This is a genomic window from Undibacterium parvum (assembly GCF_003955735.1).
Lineage (GTDB): Bacteria > Pseudomonadota > Gammaproteobacteria > Burkholderiales > Burkholderiaceae_D > Undibacterium > Undibacterium parvum.
In genome coordinates, this window is record NZ_CP034464.1 from 4,157,739 (window position 1) to 4,180,626 (window position 22,888).

General features: G+C 46.2%; 22 protein-coding genes. 16 read left to right on the forward strand and 6 right to left on the reverse strand.

The features are described 5' to 3' along the window. Positions 1 to 2 precede the first annotated feature (2 nt). Genes EJN92_RS18180 through motD form a run of 3 tightly spaced genes read left to right on the forward strand, consistent with a single transcriptional unit; the run spans position 3 to position 2,266 of the window. Complete coding sequence (locus tag EJN92_RS18180; RefSeq protein WP_126129114.1) at positions 3 to 734, forward strand: RNA polymerase sigma factor FliA; 732 nt, start codon at positions 3 to 5, stop codon at positions 732 to 734. Next, a complete protein-coding gene (locus EJN92_RS18185; protein ID WP_126129115.1) occupies positions 716 to 1,456 on the forward strand; it encodes a flagellar motor protein in 741 nt (246 codons plus the stop codon). Before EJN92_RS18180 ends, EJN92_RS18185 begins: the two co-directional genes overlap by 19 nt. A 27-nt stretch (positions 1,457 to 1,483) precedes the next feature. Beyond that, positions 1,484 to 2,266, forward strand: coding sequence for a flagellar motor protein MotD (gene motD / locus EJN92_RS18190; RefSeq protein WP_126129116.1), 783 nt, complete (start codon positions 1,484 to 1,486; stop codon positions 2,264 to 2,266). Between the two features lie 20 nt (positions 2,267 to 2,286). Here motD and EJN92_RS18195 read toward each other — a convergent pair whose 3' ends face one another. The 3 genes from EJN92_RS18195 to flgA all read right to left on the reverse strand — a co-directional run bounded on the left by EJN92_RS18195 (position 2,287) and on the right by flgA (position 3,860). Further along, the gene (locus EJN92_RS18195) at positions 2,287 to 2,775 is read right to left on the reverse strand and encodes a flagella synthesis protein FlgN (RefSeq protein WP_126129117.1); all 489 of its coding nucleotides are present in this window, start codon (positions 2,773 to 2,775) and stop codon (positions 2,287 to 2,289) included. Between the two features lie 2 nt (positions 2,776 to 2,777). Then, on the reverse strand, positions 2,778 to 3,119 hold the full coding sequence (gene flgM / locus EJN92_RS18200) for a flagellar biosynthesis anti-sigma factor FlgM (protein ID WP_126129118.1): 342 nt from the start codon (positions 3,117 to 3,119) through the stop codon (positions 2,778 to 2,780). Positions 3,120 to 3,215: 96 nt separating this feature from the next. Next, positions 3,216 to 3,860, reverse strand: coding sequence for a flagellar basal body P-ring formation chaperone FlgA (flgA, locus tag EJN92_RS18205; protein WP_265415623.1), 645 nt, complete (start codon positions 3,858 to 3,860; stop codon positions 3,216 to 3,218). Positions 3,861 to 4,093: 233 nt separating this feature from the next. Between flgA and flgB the strand changes: the two genes are divergently transcribed. The 11 genes from flgB to flgL all read left to right on the forward strand — a co-directional run bounded on the left by flgB (position 4,094) and on the right by flgL (position 14,682). Beyond that, complete coding sequence (flgB, locus tag EJN92_RS18210; RefSeq protein WP_126129120.1) at positions 4,094 to 4,498, forward strand: flagellar basal body rod protein FlgB; 405 nt, start codon at positions 4,094 to 4,096, stop codon at positions 4,496 to 4,498. A 2-nt stretch (positions 4,499 to 4,500) separates the two neighbouring features. After that, on the forward strand, positions 4,501 to 4,905 hold the full coding sequence (flgC, locus tag EJN92_RS18215; RefSeq protein ID WP_126129121.1) for a flagellar basal body rod protein FlgC: 405 nt from the start codon (positions 4,501 to 4,503) through the stop codon (positions 4,903 to 4,905). Positions 4,906 to 4,927: 22 nt separating this feature from the next. Continuing rightward, positions 4,928 to 5,596 (forward strand): flagellar hook assembly protein FlgD, encoded by a 669-nt coding sequence (locus tag EJN92_RS18220; RefSeq protein WP_126129122.1) that lies wholly within the window; start codon positions 4,928 to 4,930, stop codon positions 5,594 to 5,596. A 50-nt stretch (positions 5,597 to 5,646) separates the two neighbouring features. After that, entirely contained in the window at positions 5,647 to 6,990 is a 1,344-nt protein-coding gene (flgE, locus tag EJN92_RS18225; RefSeq protein WP_126129123.1) for a flagellar hook protein FlgE, read from the forward strand. Between the two features lie 57 nt (positions 6,991 to 7,047). Beyond that, a complete protein-coding gene (flgF, locus tag EJN92_RS18230; RefSeq protein WP_126129124.1) occupies positions 7,048 to 7,788 on the forward strand; it encodes a flagellar basal-body rod protein FlgF in 741 nt (246 codons plus the stop codon). A gap of 64 nt (positions 7,789 to 7,852) precedes the next feature. Beyond that, complete coding sequence (flgG, locus tag EJN92_RS18235; RefSeq protein WP_126129125.1) at positions 7,853 to 8,635, forward strand: flagellar basal-body rod protein FlgG; 783 nt, start codon at positions 7,853 to 7,855, stop codon at positions 8,633 to 8,635. Between the two features lie 3 nt (positions 8,636 to 8,638). Continuing rightward, positions 8,639 to 9,325: a flagellar basal body L-ring protein FlgH gene (locus tag EJN92_RS18240; protein WP_227869600.1), complete on the forward strand. Its 687-nt coding sequence runs from the start codon at positions 8,639 to 8,641 to the stop codon at positions 9,323 to 9,325. Positions 9,326 to 9,345: 20 nt separating this feature from the next. Then, positions 9,346 to 10,473 carry a flagellar basal body P-ring protein FlgI gene (locus EJN92_RS18245; RefSeq protein ID WP_126129126.1) on the forward strand — a complete coding sequence of 376 codons (1,128 nt, stop codon included), beginning with the start codon at positions 9,346 to 9,348 and terminating at the stop codon, positions 10,471 to 10,473. A 9-nt stretch (positions 10,474 to 10,482) separates the two neighbouring features. Next, complete coding sequence (flgJ, locus tag EJN92_RS18250) at positions 10,483 to 11,397, forward strand: flagellar assembly peptidoglycan hydrolase FlgJ (protein ID WP_126129127.1); 915 nt, start codon at positions 10,483 to 10,485, stop codon at positions 11,395 to 11,397. 100 nt (positions 11,398 to 11,497) lie between these two features. Then, a complete protein-coding gene (flgK, locus tag EJN92_RS18255; RefSeq protein WP_126129128.1) occupies positions 11,498 to 13,456 on the forward strand; it encodes a flagellar hook-associated protein FlgK in 1,959 nt (652 codons plus the stop codon). Positions 13,457 to 13,473: 17 nt separating this feature from the next. Continuing rightward, positions 13,474 to 14,682 (forward strand): flagellar hook-associated protein FlgL, encoded by a 1,209-nt coding sequence (flgL, locus tag EJN92_RS18260; RefSeq protein ID WP_126129129.1) that lies wholly within the window; start codon positions 13,474 to 13,476, stop codon positions 14,680 to 14,682. Between the two features lie 6 nt (positions 14,683 to 14,688). Here flgL and EJN92_RS18265 read toward each other — a convergent pair whose 3' ends face one another. Genes EJN92_RS18265 through EJN92_RS18275 form a run of 3 tightly spaced genes read right to left on the reverse strand, consistent with a single transcriptional unit; the run spans position 14,689 to position 16,942 of the window. Continuing rightward, the gene (locus tag EJN92_RS18265) at positions 14,689 to 15,504 is read right to left on the reverse strand and encodes a ChbG/HpnK family deacetylase (protein WP_126129130.1); all 816 of its coding nucleotides are present in this window, start codon (positions 15,502 to 15,504) and stop codon (positions 14,689 to 14,691) included. Beyond that, positions 15,501 to 15,905: a GtrA family protein gene (locus EJN92_RS18270; protein ID WP_126129131.1), complete on the reverse strand. Its 405-nt coding sequence runs from the start codon at positions 15,903 to 15,905 to the stop codon at positions 15,501 to 15,503. Before EJN92_RS18270 ends, EJN92_RS18265 begins: the two co-directional genes overlap by 4 nt. Then, positions 15,902 to 16,942: a glycosyltransferase family 2 protein gene (locus EJN92_RS18275; RefSeq protein ID WP_407701526.1), complete on the reverse strand. Its 1,041-nt coding sequence runs from the start codon at positions 16,940 to 16,942 to the stop codon at positions 15,902 to 15,904. The genes EJN92_RS18270 and EJN92_RS18275 overlap by 4 nt, the downstream gene beginning before the upstream one ends. 195 nt (positions 16,943 to 17,137) lie before the next feature. On the opposite strand from EJN92_RS18275, the gene EJN92_RS18280 reads away from it, so the two are divergent. Both EJN92_RS18280 and purL read left to right on the forward strand, forming a co-directional pair. Next, positions 17,138 to 18,649: a glycosyltransferase family 39 protein gene (locus tag EJN92_RS18280; RefSeq protein WP_157984392.1), complete on the forward strand. Its 1,512-nt coding sequence runs from the start codon at positions 17,138 to 17,140 to the stop codon at positions 18,647 to 18,649. 203 nt (positions 18,650 to 18,852) lie between these two features. Beyond that, complete coding sequence (purL, locus tag EJN92_RS18285) at positions 18,853 to 22,857, forward strand: phosphoribosylformylglycinamidine synthase (protein ID WP_126129133.1); 4,005 nt, start codon at positions 18,853 to 18,855, stop codon at positions 22,855 to 22,857. Positions 22,858 to 22,888: the final 31 nt, after the last annotated feature.

A 22,888-nucleotide genomic window follows, 5' to 3' on the forward strand; every position in this document is an offset into this window, starting at 1 on the left:
TTATGTACACCGCCAGCGGAAAATCGGATAAAAATTCCTTGCTTACGGAGCATGCGCCTCTCGTTAAACGTTTGGCTTATCAGCTAAAAGCGCGCCTGCCTCCTAGTGTCGAGGTGGATGATCTCGTGCAAGCAGGAATGATAGGTTTGCTCGATGCCGTGAACCGCTATGAAGATAATCATGGTGCGCAATTTGAGACCTATGCGGTGCAACGCATACGTGGCGCCATGTTGGATGAGTTGCGCAGCAGTGATTGGTTACCGCGTGGTGTACGTCAAAATATGCGGAAAATTGAAAATGCGATGAATTCATTGCAGCAAAAATTGGGGCGTCCACCTTTAGAAACTGAAGTGGCAAAATTACTCAAATTGTCGCTCACCGAATACCAGGAATTATTGGGTGAAAGTGGCGGCCATCAATTGGTCTATTATGAAGATTTTCATGATGCCGATACCAAGGAACATTTCCTTGATCATTATTCTTCGGACGACTCAGGCGATCCTTTACAAAATCTGCTGCATGGTGATTTTCGTGACGCGGTGATAGCCGCGATTAATAGTTTACCGGAACGCGAAAAGCTATTAATGGGTTTGTATTATGAGCAAGAGTTAAATTTAAAGGAAATTGGGGCGGTAATGGGGGTTTCTGAATCCCGGGTTTCCCAACTGCATAGTCAAGCTGTGGCCCGCTTAAGGGTGTCATTGAGGGAGAGAGCGTGGACTGGGCTAGCTTAATTGGTTTGATCTTGGTCGTTGGTGGCATAGTATTTGGCCAGGCTATTGAGGGCGGAAGTCTGTCGTCCTTGGTGCAGCCAGCTGCATTTGTCATTGTGGTGATAGGTACCATAGGCGCGGTACTCTTGCAGAGCCGCATGCCTACCTTTATTCGCGGTGTAAACATGCTCAAATGGGTAGTGAACATGCCGCAAGATACGAGTAAAAAGAACGTGCAGGATGCCATGATTTGGAGCGTGGTGGCGCGCCGTGAGGGCTTTCTTAGCCTGGAAAAATATATGGACTCTTCAAAAGATCCATTTATTGGAAAGGGTTTGCGACTCGTCATTGATGGTATTGATCCAGTGCGCTTACGTGAAATTTTAGAGATCGATATTTCCTTCTACGAAATGGAGCAGCGCCAGGCAATTAAGATATGGGATGCCGCTGGTGGTTACTCGCCTACCATAGGGATTTTGGGGGCGGTATTGGGTTTGATACATGTGATGGAAAATCTGACGGACCCTAGTAAATTAGGTAGCGGTATCGCGGTTGCATTTGTGGCGACTATCTACGGGGTGGGATTGGCCAATCTACTTTTTCTACCGGTCGCGAATAAGTTAAAAGAAATTGTAGGGCGTGAAGTCGTTCGTCGAGAAATGTTAGCCGATATTTTTTATAGTATCGCGCAAGGTGATAGTCCTCGAATCGTCGAGGAGAGACTGTTAAACCACAAACATTAAACAGAAGACACAAATCAGAAGACACAAATGGCGCGAAAAAAATATCAGGAAGAACCAGATACGCATGACCGGTGGTTGGTGTCGTATGCTGATTTCATGACTTTGTTGTTCGCATTTTTTGTTGTGATGTATGCGATTTCTTCGCTGAATGAAGGGAAGTATCGGGTTCTTTCTAATTCTTTGACTGGGGCCTTTGGGAATGCCATGATTTCCTCGGGGAAAATCCCTGACGCTCCGATAGAAAAAACAATCAAACTCGATTCCAGCGCGCAAATTAAGCAAAAGAATGCTGCGCCTTTACGAAAGGAGAGAGATCAAATGACCAGTGTTGCGAGGGATATCCTTGCAGTACTTGAGCCTCTAGTGCGAGAGGGGAAGGTCAGGGTCACGCAAACAAGCCGGGGTGTGACCATAGAAATTAATGCCAGTGTCCTATTTGCGCCAGGGGAGGCGCGACTAAGTGATGATTCATATGTTGCACTCAAAGCTATAGCTTCTGTGCTTGCCAGTGATGATCATGCGATTCAGGTCGAAGGTTTTACCGATAATCTTCCGATAAAAAACTCTATGTTTCCCTCTAACTGGGAGCTGTCTGCTGTGCGTGCCAGTAGCGTCGTGCGTTTATTTACCGAAAATGGTATCGATGAAAATCGTATGACAGCCGTTGGGCAGGGGCCAAAATTGCCGGTCGGCTCGAATGAAACCGCTGAGGGGCGCTCCAGAAATCGTCGCGTGACGGTAACTATTCTGGCAATTTTGCCAGAGCAAGCAGTCGAAGTGCCGGTGGGTAATACTGGAGATCGGAAATAATCAACTAATGCGTCAATTATTTAGCCGATGATAAATCCTCTGCCAGAGGATGATTTATTCGTGGACTGACCGTTCGGACCATACATCGCGCCAGCAGGATTGTTTTGCTGAAGTATGTTGAGAGCACCTTGATTTTTGCTGATTTGACGATTAATTAGTAGGCCGTTGGTACGATTTGTTTCTTTTGCACTGGCGGATATTTGTAGTAATTTTATCCAGTTTTCCGAGCTTGCTGGTTCAATTTTTCCCGTCGCTAGAAAGTCTTGCATACCTTTCGCGTCATTGGAGTAGCCCATATGCGTCAGGTAAGACTGGCGTTTTTTTTCTAAACTAGAAAGCGCGGCAAGTTGTTGACTCTTTGCTTGGGTTAAATTGTTTAGTGTCGCGACATCAGCGGCCACCAACGCAGTCTCTTCCGTTTTTAATAAATCTGCTAAAAGTGACATGGTACTTAACTCCTCGAGCAAGCACTCAGACAACTTTGACGGATAGAGATCAATCTGACTCATGACTAGCGTTTTCTCGCGTTAAGTAAATCTTTAACAGTTTCTAGGAGACCATCGGCGACTTTTTCCGCGTCTACCCGGAAGCGACCTTCGGAAATGGCAAGTTTAATTTCTTCTACTTTTTTAGAGGCAAATACTGTTCCGCTTGATTGCGTGTTTTGTAGCGCTTGCAACTGGGTGGATAGCGAAGAAATCTGTACGTTATGAGAGGGCGTATTGGCAGATTCAGCCTTCTCAGGAGAGCGTTCAGTACGTGTCTGCAACGGACTTGGAGCCAGTTCAGCAGTCTTATTTAGTGTGTTCTCAATTTTCACAGCAGCACCCTTTTTGGTGGTATTTATATACATCTACACTTTGTATATCGGCTGTGTTATTTTAAACTTTAACATAACTCGAAGAAATATTTTATCAGCTTGCCATTGAAGTTATTAAATATGTTTTTATTAATAATTAATCTCTAAGACGCCTGCCATTTTGGCGACGCCGCTCAGGACCTGCCCTGATAAGATTTTCGCCCTCGCCACTTGCCCTTCGTTTGCGCTATTTAACGCTATACCATCTGTCGTTACTTGAAACCCAGGTCCCGCACTGATAATTTTTACACTTTGCCCTTGCTGGATGAATGGAAAAGCCTTTACTGCATCCAATTTTATGATGCTGCCCGAAGCAAGTGAGTTACTAAGCGTTTTTCCTATGATTTGTTCTGGATTTGTAATGACACCTGCTGGTAAGCTGGATAATTCGCCACTCACTTTGAGTATGTCTGAGGGGAGGATAGTTTGCCCAGGTGAAATTTGTTTGGTCGTTACATAATAATCACCACTGACTTTTATTTGGGCCGCGAGAAAAATATTCCATGGCTTTGGTGTTGTGCAACGTATTCCTACGGTCACTTTTCCTACTATTCTGCTGCCCGGTGTTAAAAATGGGCGCGGGTTGCTGCACGCTGGCAGTTTTAGTCGACTGTCAAATTGTGCGCTGCTAATCTCAACTGAGCCTGGATAACTCGAAGTCTGTTGTTTCAAAAAATCTTCGGCCAGCAACTTTAATTGCGCCAAATCTTGTGTCGCTTCGGAACTCTGCGCCATTGCCAAATTGCATGTGCATAGCACTGCGCAAAAAATGAACCTATCCATACTTTTCTCTATGCCACTTATATACGGCAATGTTAGCGCTCAGCTAGTTTTTTAAATTGGGGAATAGCGGGGGATTTATAGTGATGCTCCTTCGATCCGAATGGGGTTAGAGCATCTACTATGATAAATATAAAGAACCGTTTCGGCTCTTGTGGCTGTGGTCCAGGTTTGATCTAGGAGGGGATATGGTTGGGAAAGTAGATGATTTTATGCGTTTTCACGAGATCGCGCTCAGTGTTCGAGGGCAGCGTCAGCAGTTGCTTGCATCAAATATTGCCAATGCAGACACTCCTAATTATAAGGCTCGCGACATTGATTTTGGTGCTGTCATGAATGCCGCCTTGCATAAGAACGGCAACCAAGATGCTGCTACCTTGATAAAAACGACGGCGACCCATTTGGATTCGAAAAATGGATCTGGTGTGGCTACTCAGTATCGCAATAATGATCAAGCTAATGTGGATGGAAATACCGTTGATATGGACGTTGAGCGGAATCAGTTTGCCGAGAACTCTTTACGTTATGAAGCTAGTTTGACTATTCTAAATATGCAAATTAGAAATATGCTTTCTGCAATTCAGGGGCAATAGCCATGTCTTTATTTAATATTTTTAACGTTGCAGGTTCTGCCATGAGTGCGCAAGCACAGCGCCTAAACGTGGTTTCTAGCAACTTGGCAAATGCTGATAGTGTGACAAGTTCGAATGGCCAGCCCTATAAAGCAAAGCAAGTCGTGTTCAGTGCGGTTCCAACGATTAGCTCAACTTCAACCGCCGTCAAAGTGAGTGAGGTGGTGGAGGATGCTAATCCACCAAAAATGATGTATGACCCCAAGCATCCTCTGGCTGATGAAAAAGGTTATGTTGCGATGCCAAATGTTAACGTTGTTGAGGAAATGGTGAATATGATTTCGGCGTCGCGCTCGTATCAAACCAATGTAGAGACGATGAATGCCGCCAAGACCATGTTGTTGAAAACGCTGACTTTGGGTCAGTAATCCATCATAAAGTGAGATAGTCATGACTACCGTACAAACAAATAACGTTGATCCCAGCTTGCAAGCGACTATGAATGGTGGTCGCGCCGCTAAAAATTCAACGCAAGAGGCTCAGGACAGGTTTATGACCTTACTGGTTACTCAGATGAAAAACCAAGATCCATTAAATCCTATGGATAACGCGCAAGTAACCAGCCAATTAGCGCAGTTGTCAACGGTGACAGGAATCGATAAATTAAATGCGACCGTCACGTCTATGAACACCAATTTTTTGGCGGCTCAAAACTTACAAGCCGCTAGCATGATAGGGCATGGAGTAATAGCTTCTGGTAATGCGATTTCTCTAACCGATGGTAAAGCCATTTATGGGGTTGAGTTGCCGCAGGCAGCTGATAAAGTGAGCATTTCTATTCGCAATTCTGGTGGTCTTATTGTGAAAACTATTGATGCCGATGCCATGGCCGAGGGAGTCAATACTCTTACCTGGGATGGTAAGACTGATAGTGGGGCGGTTGCGCCGAATGGTGTCTATAAATTTGAGGTGAGTGCGAGATCTGGTGAGAAAAAGCTTGACGCGAAAACTCTTGGTTTTGGCATTGTTTCTAGTATCAGCTCCGGTGCACAAGGCGCGAAATTAAGTGTAGCGAATATTGGAAATATCAGTATGGCTGACGTAAAGCAAATTTACTGATCTTGGTACTGAGTGGCGTTGCATCTAAATAATTGATAGAGGAGAAAATCATGGGTTTCCAACAAGGCTTGAGCGGACTAAATGCGGCGTCTAAATCGCTGGACGTCATCGGGAATAATATTGCAAATGCCAATACTGTCGGTTTTAAAATGGCGCAAGCGCAGTTTGCCGATGTGTATGCCAACTCGCTCAGCGGCGGTGGTACAAATAGCGTAGGTATTGGTACAAGGTTAGCGACCGTGGCCCAGCAATTTACTCAAGGAAATATTACCGGAACAAATAATCCTTTAGATATTGCGATTAACGGAGCTGGATTTTTTAGAATGTCGACCAATGGCTCAATTACGTATAGTCGTAATGGTCAGTTTCAGATGGATAAAAATGGGGGCTTAGTTAATTCTCAGGGCGCTCAGTTAACTGGTTATGTGGCGAATGCGCAAGGCGTACTCTCTACAGGAGCCGCGGTTCCTATCGTTATTAATACTGCTGACGTGGCTGCAAATCAGACCGCCAATATCAATACTCGTGTCAATCTAGATTCTCGTGAGTTGGTTCCAAAAACAACTGGTACACCACCGATAACTACCTTGGTGGCATTTAATCCAACGGACCCCAGCACATTTAATAAGGCAACTTCGGTAGAGGTTTTTGATAGCTTGGGAAACCCGCATATTTTGCAGACTTTCTATGTTCAGAGTAACCGGGCGTTACCGGGACCGCCTTCCACTGTGACTAAAGAATGGGATGTGTTTACGGTGGTGGATGGTGTTTATCCACCGCTAACGCCGCCTGGACTTCCCGCTCCAACACCGACTAATTCGATAGGAAAAGTGGGTTTTGATGCATTCGGTAAATTAACGACGGTCACACCTTCCGCGGCTACAACTCCTTTCGCGTTTGATGTCCGGATAGATGTTCCTAGTACTGGCTCGGTCACTCCGATTTCCACTCCATTGTTGGTGAAATATGATCTGACTGGAACGACCCAATTTGGCTCCCCATTTAGCGTAAATTTTCTGAAGCAAGATGGTTTTACCTCTGGGAAATTATCGAAATTCAATACCTCAAAAGATGGCTCTATCGTCGGTAGTTACACTAATGGAACGACGCGGGTCTTAGCGCAGGTTGTTGTTGCAAATTTTGTTAATCCGAATGGATTGCAATCTCTAGGTGATAACCAATGGAATGAAACGGCAACTTCTGGCCAGCCTTTAGTTGGATCCCCGGGGTCCGGAAGTTTGGGGGTGTTGGCAGCTAGTTCCACTGAAGATTCGAATACTGATCTGACGGGCGAATTGGTGAATATGATTACAGCGCAGCGGATTTACCAGGCAAATGCCCAAACAATTAAAACTCAGGATCAGATATTGCAGACTTTGGTAAATCTACGTTAATTAATATCAGTATGAACGCGCATTTATTAAACCAATTAGCTAGCTAAGAAGGATGTCATGGACCGCTTAATTTATACCGCGATGACGGGAGCGAAGCATATATTGGAGCAGCAGGCTACCACTTCGCACAATCTTGCCAATGCCACGACTACCGGTTTTCGCGCCCAACTTGATTCATTTCGCGCGGTGCCTATCTTGGGGCCAGGCTTGCCAACTAGGGCATTTGTGGTTGATGCGACTGTCGGTACGGATTTTTCTACCGGCAGCTTTCAGAGCACTGGACGCGAGCTGGATCTGGCAATTCAAGGCAAGGGATGGTTGGCGGTAGAAAAAGCAGACGGCACGGAAGGCTATACCCGGCATGGCAGTTTAAAGCTTAGTGAAAATGGTGTGTTGCAGACTCAGAGTGGATTGAATGTTCTTGGAGATGGCGGTCCAATCACTATTCCTCCTGATGTTTCTATTGCTATCGCGAAAGATGGCACAGTGTCAACGGTGCCGACGGGAAGTAAACCGAATGCGGTGGAAGTGATAGGGCGCTTAAAATTAGTGAATCCAGCTGAAGAAAATTTACTGCGAGGTGACGATGGTTTGTTTAAAACCAAAGACGGTCTTGCTGTAGATTCTGATCTGAACGTGACGGTCGCTGGTGGTATGTTGGAAGGAAGTAATGTGAACGTGGTTGAGTCTATGGTTAGCATGATTAATCTCGCTCGCTCTTTCGAAATGCAAATGAAATTATTAAGCAACGCCGAGAGTAATGCCGCAAAAGCGGGGCAAATTTTCAATCTGGGCTGATAGATAATTAAAGTAATAACAGGCTTGATGGCGCCTTCGGATATGCGGAATAAGGAAGAATAAAATGATACGTTCATTATGGATAGCAAAAACAGGTCTAGATGCGCAACAGACGCAAATGGATGTAATCACCAACAATCTTGCAAACGTAAGCACCACAGGCTTCAAGCGTTCACGTGCGATTTTTGAAGATCTTCTGTATCAAAACATACGTCAACCTGGCGCCCAAAGTTCTCAGCAAACCCAATTGCCATCGGGTTTGCAGCTAGGAACCGGTGTTCGGCCCGTTGCAACTGAACGTATTTTCACTCAGGGGAATCTTCAGCAAACTGGGAATAGTAAAGACCTGGCTATTAGCGGTCAAGGTTTTTTTCAGGTGTTGATGCCCGATGGCTCGACTGCATATACACGTGATGGTTCTTTTCAAGTAGATAGCCAAGGTCAAATGGTGACGGCCAGTGGCTTTGTGATTCAACCTGCTATTACGATACCCGCTAACGCCCAAAGTGTTACGGTTGGACGCGATGGTACGGTATCAGTAACTCAGCCCGGATCTAGCGCTCCAGTGCAGGTTGGGTCTATTCAGCTAGCAACCTTCATTAATTCGGCTGGGTTGATGTCTATGGGCGAGAATCTATATGTTGAGACCGCAGCTTCCGGTAATCCTGGCACGAATACCCCAGGAACAAATGGCGCTGGGCTTCTTATACAAAGTTCGGTCGAGACTTCGAATGTGAATGTGGCCGAAGAATTGGTCAATATGATACAGACGCAAAGGGCTTACGAGATCAATAGTAAGGCAATAACGACATCAGATCAGATGCTGCAAAGACTTTCGCAACTGTAATTATTGAGTGATGCTGAGGAAATGATGAATATTAAAATCTTTTTAGGCTTGTGTTTTGCGATTGGCTTGTCGGGTTGCGCAGTTACGCCGACCCCTATTGTGCATCAGCCTATGACGATACAGCCACAATCCGCTAAACCGCAACGCGAGATGAATGGTGCAATTTTTCAATCGGCATTTTATAGACCTCTTTTTGAGGATTCTAGAGCGAGATTGATTGGTGACGTAATGACAGTCTCTATCAGTGAAAAAACCTCGGCAGGAAAAGCTGCCGCAAGTTCTGGAAGCAAATCTGGCGGCGCCTCATTTTCAGCTCCTGTCGTTCTTGGAATTCCTGCTAGCACTTTAGCCAAAGCGTCTATTTCAACCACATCCTCAAGCAAATTTGATGAAAAGGGCGCTGAGACGGCGAGTAATAGCTTTACTGGCACCATCGCAGTTACTGTCATTGATGTTCTGCCAAATGGCAATTTATTGGTCAGTGGAGAGAAACAAATCGCCTTTGATAAAGGCGCTGAGTTCGTCCGTTTTTCGGGTGTTGTCAACCCTCAGACGGTCACTGCCGGAAATCAGGTAGCATCTACTCAGGTGGCTGATGCGCGGTTCGAATATCGCTCGACTAGCCATGTTGATATCGCCGAAATGAATTCTTTGTTGACGCGGTTTTTTCTGAGTTTTATTCCTTTATAGCCTTCCTTAAGAGCATTGTGATGATAAGTAAATTTTTCTCTGCGTTCAAAATTTCGCTCACAACATGCCTGTTTGTGTCCCTTGGCTTTACCCCATTTGAGGTGGCGGCTGAACGCTTGAAAGATTTGGCCGGCATACAAGGCGTAAGACAGAATCAATTGATAGGCTATGGTTTAGTGGTTGGTCTGGACGGTAGTGGCGATCAAACTACCCAAACTCCATTTACTGTGCAAAGCATTATCAATATGATGCAGCAACTTGGTGTGAGCATCCCGGTTGGTACCAGTCTGCAATTGAAAAATGTTGCGGCCGTCATGGTAACAACCTCGCTTCCTCCCTTTGCCCAACCAGGGCAAACCTTGGATATTACGGTGTCCTCAATTGGTAACGCTAAAAGTTTGCGCGGCGGCACCTTGTTGATGACACCTCTTAAGGGCGCTGACAATCAAATTTATGGTATGGCCCAAGGTAATGTCTTGGTTGGTGGGGTTGGTGCATCGGCGAATGGAAGTAAGGCGCAAATTAATCACTTAAGTGTGGGCAGAATATCCTCAGGTGCCACCGTTGAACGTGCGGTTGCCTCTGTCTTAGGACATGGGAATATCATACAGTTGGAGTTGAATACTTCAGATTTCTCTACCGCAAGTCGGGTCGTTGAGGCTATCAATAAGCGCTTTGGTGCTGATACCGCAGCAGCGGTTGACGGCAGAGTTATTCAGGTGAAAGCGCCTGCTAGTAATGATCAGCGAGTTAGTTTCCTAGGCGCGTTGGAAAGCATTGATGTCACACCCGCACAGAATGCTGCGAAGGTAATATTGAACGCACGCACAGGTTCTATCGTGATGAACCAATCGGTCACGCTCGACACATGCGCGATCTCACACGGAAATTTGTCTATCGTCATTAATACTGACAACGCAGTTAGCCAACCTAATGCTTTGGCTGGCGGGCAGACCGCTGGCACCGCAAATTCAAATATAACGATTGCTAAGGATGCGGGACAGTTAATGGTGCTTAAAGCAGGCGCTTCTTTGAGCGATGTGGTAAAGGCACTTAATTCTATCGGCGCGACACCGCAGGATTTACTGGCCATATTGCAGGCAATGAAGGCATCGGGTGCCTTGCATGCCGATTTGGAAATTATCTAAGGATTAATCATGATAGGCCGCGCCGATTTATCAGATAAACTTGCTTTCGATAGTAAGGGGCTTGATGGGCTAAAACAATCTGCGAGAGAAAAATCGCCGGAGGCCCTGAAGGAGGCTGCCAAGCAATTTGAAGCATTGTTTATGAATATGATGCTCAAATCGATGCGGCAGGCCGAGAGTAAAGATAGCCCCTTCGAAAATGAACAAAGTCGTATGTATACTTCTATGTTGGACCAGCAATTATCACAAAATATGTCTAAGCGAGGGATAGGCTTGGCAGATGCCTTGGTGCGGCAGCTATCCAATAATGCTGGGAATCAAATTCTAGGCCTAGATACTTCTTTAAGTAATGATAATAAAGCGGATTTGAAAAATTTGAACGGGCTGGATTCTTATCTTAAACAAGCAAATTTCGAAAAGAAAATCGAATCTACTGAAACATTCGGTTTAAATAAAAATGCCCCCACTCACGTGAAAGAGTTCCAGCAAAAACTCGCCGCGCATGCTGAACAAGCTAGTTTGGAAACCGGAATACCTGCTAAATTTATGCTAGGCCAAGCCGCTCTCGAGAGTGGTTGGGGAAAGAAAGAAATTAAGGCTATGGATGGATCGGCTAGCCATAATATTTTTGGTATGAAGGCCACGAGTTCTTGGAAAGGAAAAACGGTTGAAGCGGTGACTACAGAGTATATTGATGGTGTTGCTAGTCGGAAAATTCAAAAATTTAAGGCTTACGATTCATATAGCGATGCATTCAAAGATTATGCGAAATTGCTAACAAAAAACCCTCGTTATGAAAATGTTATTGCAAATGCCAAAGACGCGACAAGTTTCGCCTTTGGATTGCAAAAGGCTGGATATGCGACTGATCCTCAATACGCAATGAAACTTTCGAAAATTATCAAACAAACATTATCTGCATAGTAAGGGCAATTTCTCTGATTAAAGTTTTTGGCATTATCCCCGTTAACTTGATTAAGAAATGTTGAAACTGTTAACGCAAGCAAACTAAATAGGTTTACTCATGGGCACCAACGTATTAGGTATAGGGCAAAGTGCACTTTTGGCTGCGCAAGTAGGGATTGCAACCACCGGGCATAATATTGCCAATGCAGCAACTCCTGGGTATAACCGCCAAGTTATCTCGCAGAGTGCGGCCGAGCCTCAAGGTAATGGTGGATCCTATCTCGGGCAAGGCGTTAAAGTTGACCAGGTAGCAAGGGTTTATAATCAATTTCTAGGACAGCAAGTTAACTCAACGCAGTCCTCCAAAAATTATGCGGATGCCTATTTTGGTCAAATCAAACAAATAAATAACTTAGTTGCAGATCCGCAGGCGGGTGCTTCGCCTGCAATCCAAGAGTTTTTTAATTCAGTACAAAATCTAGCGACTACGCCAAATGGAACGGCAGGTGCTGCCGCTCGACAATCCGTTATATCTTCCGGTTCAGCCCTCACTGCAAGACTTCAAAGTTTGCAAAACCGTATTGATCAACTGCGTGAGGGTGTCAACGGTCAAATTCAAGATTCGGTCGGCACCATTAATAGTTATACGAGTCAATTGGCTGCATTAAATGAAACGATAGAGCGCGCTCAAAGCGTCGGCGGTTTGCCGAATGATCTCTTGGATCATCGCGATAACCTTATTACTGAATTAAGTAAGTTGGTTAATGTTTCTGTGGTTCCGCAGGGCGGGAAAATTAATATTTTCATGGGAACTGGCCAACCCCTGGTATTAGGCAGTAAAGCATCGAGTTTGCAAGTTACAAGTTCTTTAACTGATCCCTCAAGACTAGAAGTGGCTTATGAGACCAATGGTACTTTGGTTCAGATTGCTGAAAACAGTTTGACCGGTGGTCGATTAGGTGGCTTATTTAGTTTTAGGGCAAACTCTCTTGATGTGTCGGAAAACTCCCTAGGACGAGTTGCAATTGGTTTGGCTACTACATTTAATGACCAGCATAAATTAGGTCAGGATTTGAATGGCGCTTTAGGCGGTAATTTCTTCAATGTTGGCGTGCCTATCTCGCAGCCAAGCGCAACCAATAATGGCGTAACGGGCAATATGTCGGCAAGTATTGTGGATGTAGGTGCATTGACTACCAGTGACTATCGTGTCCAGTACTTAGCCGGAAACTATCAAATTACGCGCCTCTCGGATGGAGCCTCTACAACACCACCTTTGTCGCCGACCTTGCCGGTTATATTTGATGGTGTTTCGTTTAATGCACCCGCGGTGGCGCCGACCAACGGAGATGAATTTTTAATTCGCCCGACTGCAGCTGGGGTGCGTGGATTTAGTGTTGCTATCAACGATACTTCGAAGTTAGCTGCAGCAGCGCCAATTGCCACCAACTTTCCAAGTACTAATACCGGTAGCGGGAAAATCAGCCCTGGCGTGATAGATGCAACTTTTGTTCCTGCATCATTCGTACCGCCAGTTAGTTTGAGCTTTTCTGCCAACGCATTTACCGGATTTCCCGTAGGTTCTAATGTGTCAGTCACGGTAAATGGTGTGACAACCCCGTACGGGCCATATGTGGCTGGTACGCCAGTGCCATATACCAGCGGTGCAACCGTGAAGGTGAGTGGTGTCAGTTTTAATGTGACTGGCACACCGGCTAACGGCGATGTATTTACTATCTCTCCAAACAGTAACGGATCGGGAGATAATCGTAATGCTTTATTGCTAGGCAAATTGCAAACACAGAATACCTTAGTGGGTAAAAGCACGAGTTTTCAAGGTGCTTACGCGCAATTCGTAAGTTTTGTCGGGAATAAAACGCATGAATTAGAAGTGACGAATTTGTCGGAGACAAAGCTGCTTGAGCAGGCGGTGCAAGCGCAGCAAGCCGACTCAGGAGTGAATCTTGATGAAGAGGCAGCCAACCTACTCCGGTATCAGCAGGCTTATCAGGCAGCGGGTAAATTGATGCAAATAGCCAGTCAGTTATTCGATGCTTTACTGGCGCTGGGTAGATAAAGTTTAGAGGTATTATTATGCGAATTAGTACAAGTACAATCTACGACTCTGGTGCGGCGAGGATTAGCGATTTGCAGGTCGCCTTAAATAAAACGAACCAGCAGATGAGCACTGGTCGTAGGGTATTGACCCCATCTGATGACCCTATCGCCTCAGCTCGCGCTTTAGTCATTAGTCAATCAGATTCTGTCAATGATCAATATGCCGTAAATAGGCGCAATGGAAAGAATGCACTAAATGGCGCTGAAAATATTCTCGCGAGCGTGACCAGCACGCTGCAAAGTGTAAAGACATTGATTGTGAATGCTGGTAATGGTTCATTGACTGATGTGGATAGAGGTTATATCGCGACCCAACTGCAAGGCAACCTTGATCAAATGTTAAGTCTCGCGAACTCCACTGATGAAACTGGAAACTATATGTTTTCAGGTTTTACAAACACTGTCATGCCGTATGTTAAAACTGCGAATGGTGCAAACTACGTTGGCGATCAAGGTCAAAGATTTGTGCAGGCTGACACCTCAAGACAGATCGCGATGGGTGATGTAGGACCTGCTGTATTCGGAAATATTCGTACCAGTAAAACTGCCTTTGCTGTTGCTGCAAATTCTGCGAATTTGGGGAAGGGGGTGATCTCAGGGGAAAGTATTGCTAACGCCGCTTTACTTACCGGAAATAATTATGAGATAAAATTTTCATCGGCTACAAATTTCGATGTGTTAAATAAAACTACCGGTCTTCCTGCCCTCAGTGCTCAGACCTACACTAGCGGTAGCCCTATTGTTTTCGACGGAATTCAAGTTAATATCACAGATACGCCTACAGCTCCCGGCATCGGGGATAGTTTTTCAATTCAGCCTGGAAATCAAAATATTTTTGAAACCTTGACTGATTTGATCAATGTTTTGAGGACCTCGTCGGGATCATTGGGGGCAAAAGCCGATCTCTCGGCTGGATTGGCGCAAGCGAATAATAATGTCGATGCATCACTCTCCAACGTCATCGTATCGCGCACCAATATGGGGACTAGTTTAAAAGAAATTGATACTCTGGATGAGTCTGGTGATGGTATTGGCTTGGTGTACAAAAAAGAGTTGGCTGAGTTGCAGGACTTGGACTACGTTAAGGCGATTACTGAGTTAAAACAACAAGAAGTAACCTTGCAAGCGGCACAGCAGTCATTTGTTAAAACTTCGTCTTTGTCTTTGTTTAACTATATTAGTTAATTTAGGCTATTTCTGAGTACTTAATATGGATGACATGCGTTCGATTTTTACGCGGTAGCGGTCTAGTAAGTTGGTATAAAGTTCTGAACTAAAAAACTTGTGTTCGACCAGTCGTTGCTTGGAGATAGGGTCATGTGTGTCAAGCGAGGTTGCTGGGTGGCACATGATCAGGCTAGCCTTGCTAGTAAATTTTAACCAGTCTTCAAAGCAAGCGGCATAGTTTTCCGTATCAAAGCCGTATACGCCAGAAAAATCATGGTTGCTAGGTATTTGAAACTGATTTAGCTTTTTGTGAAGTGTGGCACCACCCAAATACTTGAGTATTCTCGCTTTTCCTCCCCAGTTAGGATTTGCTGGAGTGGTATTGCGTATCCAAGGTCTGTTACTTGTATAGCGATTTTTGACTACTTCAAGTAGTGCATCGCGCACCATAGGCAATTGATGAATGTGCTGATGACCGTCTATAAAGTCAGGTGTACGACCCAAGGCGTTTTCAAATGAGTCTAGCTGCGTCTGTAGCATAGTGCGCAAACCTTGCGGCTCTAATCTATGCAAATAACTGCGTAATATTAAGCTTGATAATGACCCGCTCGATCTTGAGCCGAAGCCTTCGGTGAGATTAAAATGTAAGCCGTAATCAGCACAAGCTTCTCGCTCTCTTAACATGGGCGCGGAGTGGGATGACCATCGCGGTGCTCCACTCATACAACTAACCGCGCTGATTCGATTTAATTGTAGAAGTTCGCAAACTGATGCATCAATGCCTGCATGTTGTCCAAAATCGTCTACACAAAGTGCAATTTCCGTTTTGTAGTCGTTCATGAATGTAGTGTCCTTTGCGAACGAAATGCCCATAGGCGACTAAGGAAATAGGTTGAAATCGCCACTGTCACTACGGCTATGGCAAGAGCGATGGTGTATGGAATCGAGGTATACGTCAGCATTAAATAAAACAGTAATTCATTCATTGCAAAGCCTAGCGAGGCCGTCGCTAAAAAACGCAAAAAAGAGTTATTGTTAATACTAGCGTGATCGCCAAAGGTCCAAAATCTATGGCCGAAATAGCTCATCCAAAAAGAAATTAAAAAACCAGCAATATTTGCCAGTAGAGGTGCTGTTGATAGCGTTTCGACTAGAATGACCACGCTCACATAATGTATCGCCGCAGCGCTCAATCCAACAGCAGTAAAACGTAATATGCGCTTAAATTCTAATAATTTCACAACTGTATATTCTCTGATGATGTGCTAATTGTTCGTGTTGCTGCATCTGTTCTGCCGTGATCTAGGTCTTCAGCAATTAAATAGAGCGGGCGCATTTTCACTTCCTCATAGACTCGGCCCAAGTACTCACCCAAAATGCCGATTGAAAATAATTGAACACCGGAAAAAAACATTAGACTGACGGTCAGAGTGGCCCAGCCTGGCGTTGGGTTGCCGAAAAACAGAGTTTCAAGCATAACGTAAAGCGCATACAGGATGGAGGCTATTGAAATTACGGCTCCTATGCCACTCCATACGCGCAGTGGTAAGGTTGTGAAGGCGGTAATTCCTGCCAAGGCTAACTTACCTAAACCTCGCAGTCGAAAACTTGAAACACCAGAGGCTCGATCTAAGGGAGTAAAGGGCAAGGCTATACTTTTATAACCGACCCAGGCATATAAACCCTTCATGAAGCGATTTCGTTCTGGTAGTTGACGTAGTGCGTCAACCACACAGCGATCTAATAGGCGGAAGTCACCCGCATTTCTCGGAATGTTAATGACCGAGTCGCGTTCCATTAAATTGTAAAACAAACCGGTTCCCCAGCGTTTTAAGAGTGATTCGTGACGACGGTCTGCAATGACACCGTATACCATGTCGTAGCCGGTCTGCCATAGACTGAGCATTTCTGGTAATAACTCTAGCGGGTGCTGGTAGTCGCCATCAAGGAGGATGACGGCATCGCCCTTGGCTCTATCTATACCTGCCGATAATGCAGCTTCTTTGCCAAAGTTGCGCGATAAACTCAGATAACGGACTGCGCAGTCAGCCGCGACCGTAGCTACTGCCTCCGCGGTATTGTCGGTGCTGCCGTCATTAACAACGATGATTTCATAGTTGCTTGTAAACGCAGCAAGTGTTGTCTGTAAATCGATTAAAAAATTGGCAATGTGCTTGGCTTCGTTGTACGCAGGAACCACACAACTGATTTTCGGTGATGCAGGTCGCGTTTGTTTCGCTGGTAGTGGAGGCAGGGACAATGTCATTGAGTTTTTCATACGTCGTTAGTACTTGGTTTTAATACGAGTTACACTGCGCCACATTATAATGGCGCTTGCGCCTGTGGAATACTCTTATCGGTTTTTTACGTCGTTGCGTTTGCTGTGTATAACTATTATCCCTTTCTTTAATAAAGTGAATGTAAAAAAATGCAGGAATCTAGACCAAGCACGGCACCCCAAAAAATGTGCGGCATGCCGCACATTTCATTGCAGAACCGCGCAGTGCTGTATTTTTTACTCGCTTTCGTAGTGACTTTTTGGACTTTAATTCCTATCCTAGGGCATCACACACCACCACTAGACGTGATAGAGATGACGACTTGGGCGCATGTGCCTCAGTTAGGCTACTACAAACATCCACCGCTGCCGGCATGGGGCATCTATCTTAGTGAATCGATTTTCGGGCGTAATTCTTTCGCCTTGTTTATTCCTAGTGCACTTTCAATTGGTATCGCAATTTTGGCGGTCTGGCCATTGGCGTTGCGATTTTTTGGGGCCAAGCGTGGCATCATCGCCTTATTTTTGCAATCAACGCTGATTTATTACAATCTGTATGCGCCTGATTACAACCATAACGTTGCGCAAATACCGTTCTGGGCTCTCACCGTGAGTGCCTTCTATTTTGCGGTGTCGGATGGACGCGCACGATATTGGATAGGCTTCGGTGCTGCTTTAGGTGTGACTACTTTAAGCAAATACAGCGCTGCATTTTTACCTCTTGCATGTGTGCTGTTGCTGCTGTGGGAGAAGGAGGCGCGTCGCTTCTTAACTGTTAAGAATATCGGTCTGGCTGCCATCGCCTTTTTTGTCGTGCTCGGTCCGCATTTGCTGTGGTTGGTGCAGCATGACTTTGCGCCTATCCACTATATGAACGATAGGTTGGGGGATTTGTCATTAAATGCTAGTTGGAGCGAGCGATTTATCTCTTACGTGGCGATGCAGGTCTTGGTACATCTGGTACTTATCGGCGTGGGCGTTTGGGGTTTGCTAGGCAGCCGGAATAAATCTGAAACGAGTCTTGAGTGTTCAACGATGCCGGAACTTAGCCGGCTCAATAAGCGTTTTTTATGGGTAATGGGCTTTGGACCTTTCGCAATCACTGTGTTGCTAGGCTTGAGTGGCAGTTATCTACATCCTATGTGGGCGACAGCGATGTTTCCGCTCAGTGGCTTGATCATTGCTCGGTTATTGGCTGCGCGTATTGAGCTATTGTGGAGTCCTCGCTGGCTAATTGTATGGGTCTTGTTAATGAGTTTTTTCGGTGCGATTTATGCCGCAAAAAATACCGCTGGGTGGCATCAATTGACGAATAAATATGCCAGAGCCAGTTATCCCGGGCCGGAACTGGCTAAGGCATTGGATCAAAAATGGAGACTGGCTTTCCCAGGTAAGCCGCTACGTTATATTGTCGGCACTTCTTGGGAAGCTGGGGTGGCAAGTTTCGAGAGTAGCTTTCAGACTCAGGTGCTCATTGACGGCGATTTGACTATCAGCCCCTGGATTTCAAAAGCTAAGCTGAGCAGTTGCGGTGCTTTGGTGGTTTGGGATCCGAATGTTGATATGCTGACGCAGCTGCAGGTGCATTGGCCGCAAATAGGCGAACAGCAACAATTAGACCTCATGCCAGATCGTACCAATACGTATTCTGCGCTAAGGCTTGCGTGGGCTATTATTCCACCCCAGGGAAATTGCGACGAGAAGTAAAGACGCAAACTAATTCAAGCTAAAGACGTGTTTGTATGCTTAGTTTTATTGCTCTAGTGAAATATTTATCCAATTAAACCTTGATGATCGTACTGGAGCCATTGTCAGCATCAAGGTATAATTCGGTCTTTCTGATTCACCCCCGCAATGTAGCCGCTATCCTCGCTGATCGGTCTGCTCATTGCCTCAACTACACTCACGCCATGTTGATATTGCCAGGCTCCAATGCCTTGTCTGCTTTTCGTACCCTAGGTTTACTGTCGCGCCTGCAAGCTGTTGATGCAAGCATAGTCGGTGTTAGCGCTAGGTTTAGCCACTTTATTGAATCGACTACCGTGTTAAGCGATGACGATACAAGTCGCTTAAATGCCTTGCTGACTTACGGTGATGCCTTTGCTGGTTCGGAGGACGGGGATAGCTTCGTCGTCATTCCTCGTTTTGGCACGATTTCTCCATGGGCAAGTAAGGCGACTGACATCGCACATAATTGCGGTATGGCACAAATTAAACGCATAGAACGCGGCGTGCAGTATTTTATAAAAGTGAAAACTGGCTTGCTAGGTGGAGCTAAAAAACTTGCCGAGACTTCGCAAGCGGCAGTCATTGCGATTTTGCATGATCGCATGACAGAAATGGTGTTGCAAGATCTTCAGGCCGCGCGCGGTTTGTTTACTGAACTCGATGCCAAGGCACTCGAATTTATTGACGTATTGGGTGGCGGTAAAACTGCTTTATTGCATGCCAATGCCGAATTGGGTTTGGCTTTATCGGATGATGAAATTGATTATCTGGTCAATGCCTTTGTCAGCGCCAAACGTAATCCTACAGACGTAGAATTAATGATGTTTGCTCAGGCAAATAGTGAACATTGCCGTCATAAGATTTTTAACGCTGATTGGACTATAGACGGTGTCGAACAAGATATTTCCTTGTTCGGCATGATCAAGAATACCCATTTGTTACAACCAAAAGGTACGGTGGTTGCCTATAGTGATAACTCATCGATCATGGAAGGCGCTGTGGTAACGCGTTTCTATCCGAATGGTGCAGCCAAAGGTAATGAGTATCAGAGCACGGTGGAATTGACCCATACCTTGATGAAAGTCGAGACCCACAATCATCCGACGGCAATATCCCCATTTCCTGGCGCCTCTACTGGCGCGGGCGGTGAAATTCGCGATGAAGGTGCAACTGGCCGCGGAGCCCGTCCTAAAGCTGGATTGACCGGTTTTACCGTTTCTAACCTGATGCTACCTGATGCTGTGCAGCCATGGGAGAACACCCGTGACGTACTAGCCTCCTCGGATCATGCGACTGCCAGCTACGGTAAGCCAGACCGCATCGCCTCGGCTTTGCAGATCATGATAGAAGGCCCGCTTGGTGGCGCGGCTTTCAATAATGAATTCGGACGTCCGGTGTTAGGCGGCTATTTCCGTACCTACGAACAAAATGTCGGCGGCACGGTACATGGCTATCACAAACCCATCATGATTGCTGGCGGTATCGGCAATATCTCGCATAAGCATACCCATAAAAATGATTTGCCAGTCGGTAGCTTGCTGATACAACTCGGTGGTCCTGGTATGCGCATAGGTATGGGCGGCAGTGCGGCTTCTTCGATGGCAACGGGCACCAATACTGCAGATCTCGATTTTGATTCGGTCCAACGCGGCAACCCAGAGATGGAGCGCCGGGCGCAAGAGGTGATTAACGCTTGCTGGCAAATGGGTGATGATAACCCTATCTTGTCGATTCACGATGTTGGTGCTGGCGGCTTGTCGAATGCCTTTCCCGAGATTACTAATGATGCCAAGCGCGGCGCTGTTTTTGATTTGCGTAAGGTGCCGTTGGAAGAAAGCGGTATGGCGCCAAAAGAAATCTGGAGTAATGAATCGCAAGAACGCTACGTCTTGGGAATTGCGCCTGAAAGTTTGCCATTATTTAAGTATTTGTGTGAACGTGAGCGCGCCCTGTTTGCGGTAGTTGGGACTGCTACTGAAGAGCGTCAGCTCAAGGTGATCGATCCTGAGCAAGACAGTACGCCGGTCGATATGCCTATGGATGTGCTGTTAGGTAAACCACCGAAGATGCACAGAGATGTTACACATGATGTGACCGATTTTCCTGCGATAGATCTGACTGGCATGGATTTGCAAGAAGTCGCGCAAAGAGTGTTGAGTCTACCTACCGTGGGTGATAAATCCTTCTTGATTACCATCGGTGACCGTACTGTCGGAGCTACCTCGGTGCGAGATCAAATGGTTGGTCCTTGGCAGGTGCCAGTGGCAGATTGCGCCGTGACCGCAATGAGCCTGGAAGGCTACTTGGGTGAAGCCATGTCTATGGGCGAGCGCACACCTTTGGCCGTTATTAATGCTGCCGCTTCCGGTCGTATGGCGGTCGGTGAATCAATCACCAATATCGCTGCTGCGCCTATCAAGGATATCTCTGAGATTAAATTATCGGCTAACTGGATGGCTGCTTGCGGTCAGTCCGGCCAAGATGCCGCCTTGTTTGATACCGTCAAAGCAATCGGTATGGAGTTGTGTCCTGCCTTAGGTATCAGTATTCCTGTTGGCAAGGACTCCTTGTCTATGCGCACTACCTGGAAAGATGAGGGCGTCGATAAATCTGTGACCTCACCGGTATCGCTGATTATTTCTGCCTTCGCTCCAGTCTATGATGTGCGTAAGTCACTGACGCCGCAAATCAAGCTCGATGCCGGCGATACTAGTTTGATCCTGATTGATCTGGGACGTGGTAAAAACCGTTTGGGCGCGTCTTGTTTTGCACAGGTAATGCAAAAACTTGGCGACCAGACTCCGGACGTCGATAGTGCGGAAGATTTAAAAGCTTTTTTCTCAGCGATACAGCAGTTGAATACTGAAGGCAAATTATTGGCCTACCACGATAGGTCAGATGGCGGTCTGTATGCTAGCTTGTGTGAAATGGCATTTGCTGGTCGCAGTGGTTTGGATATTAATCTCGATATTCTGACCATGGAAAGCGAACATGCGGCCGATCAAGGTGATGCCAAGAACTGGGCCGGGCAGGTTTCCGAGCGACGTAATGACCTCACTTTGCGCGCCTTGTTTAACGAGGAACTCGGTGCGGTGATACAAGTACGTACTGAGCAACGTTCAGAAGTCATGGATGTCTTGCGCACACACAATCTGGGCGCTTGCAGCCACATCATTGGTAAGCCAAGTGCTAGCGGTAATATTGCATTCACGCGCGATGCCAAAGAAATTTACAAGCAGTCACGTAGCGACTTGCATCAGATCTGGAGTAAAACCAGCTGGCAAATCGCTCGCATGCGGGATAACCCGGCTTGTGCTGATGCCGAGTATGCGCGCCTGGCCGATCTGACGGATCCTGGCATGCAGCCCAAGATCACGTTTGATGCACAGCTTGATATTGCCGCACCTTACATCGCCACTGGCGTTCGCCCTAAAATCGCAATCTTGCGTGAGCAGGGTGTTAATTCACATATCGAAACTGCCTACGTGATGCACAAGGCAGGCTTTACCGCAGTTGACGTTCACATGAGTGATCTGATCTCTGGTCGCGCCCGCTTGTCTGACTTTAAAGGTCTGATTGCAGTTGGTGGTTTCTCGTATGGCGACGTATTGGGAGCAGGTGAGGGCTGGGCTAAAACGATCTTGTTTAATGCCATGATGGCCGAGCAATTCTCTGAATTTTTCAATCGCACTGATACCTTTGGTTTAGGCATTTGTAATGGTTGCCAAATGATGAGTAATCTTAAATCCATCATTCCTGGTGCCACGGCATGGCCGAAATTCACCAAAAATAAATCGGAGCAATTCGAAGGTCGTTTTGCCATGGTCGAAGTGATGGAATCGAAATCCATCTTCATGCAAGGCATGGCAGGTACGCAAACTCCGATCGCGATTGCGCATGGCGAAGGCTTTGCCGATTTCTCTATCACGGGTGACATCAAGGCGGCGCAAGTCGCGATGCGCTTCGTGAACAATCAGGGACAGGCGACTGAAGCTTATCCTTACAATCCAAATGGCTCACCGCTGGGTATTACTGCGGTGACCAATCAAGATGGCCGCTTTACCGTGATGATGCCGCATGCTGAAAGGGTGTTCCGCTCAGTGTTGAATTCATGGCATCCAGAAGGCTGGGGCGAAGACTCACCATGGATGCGTATGTTCAGAAATGCCCGTCATTGGGTTGCTTGATGTTGTTACGAGCGAATAATACGGACCAGAC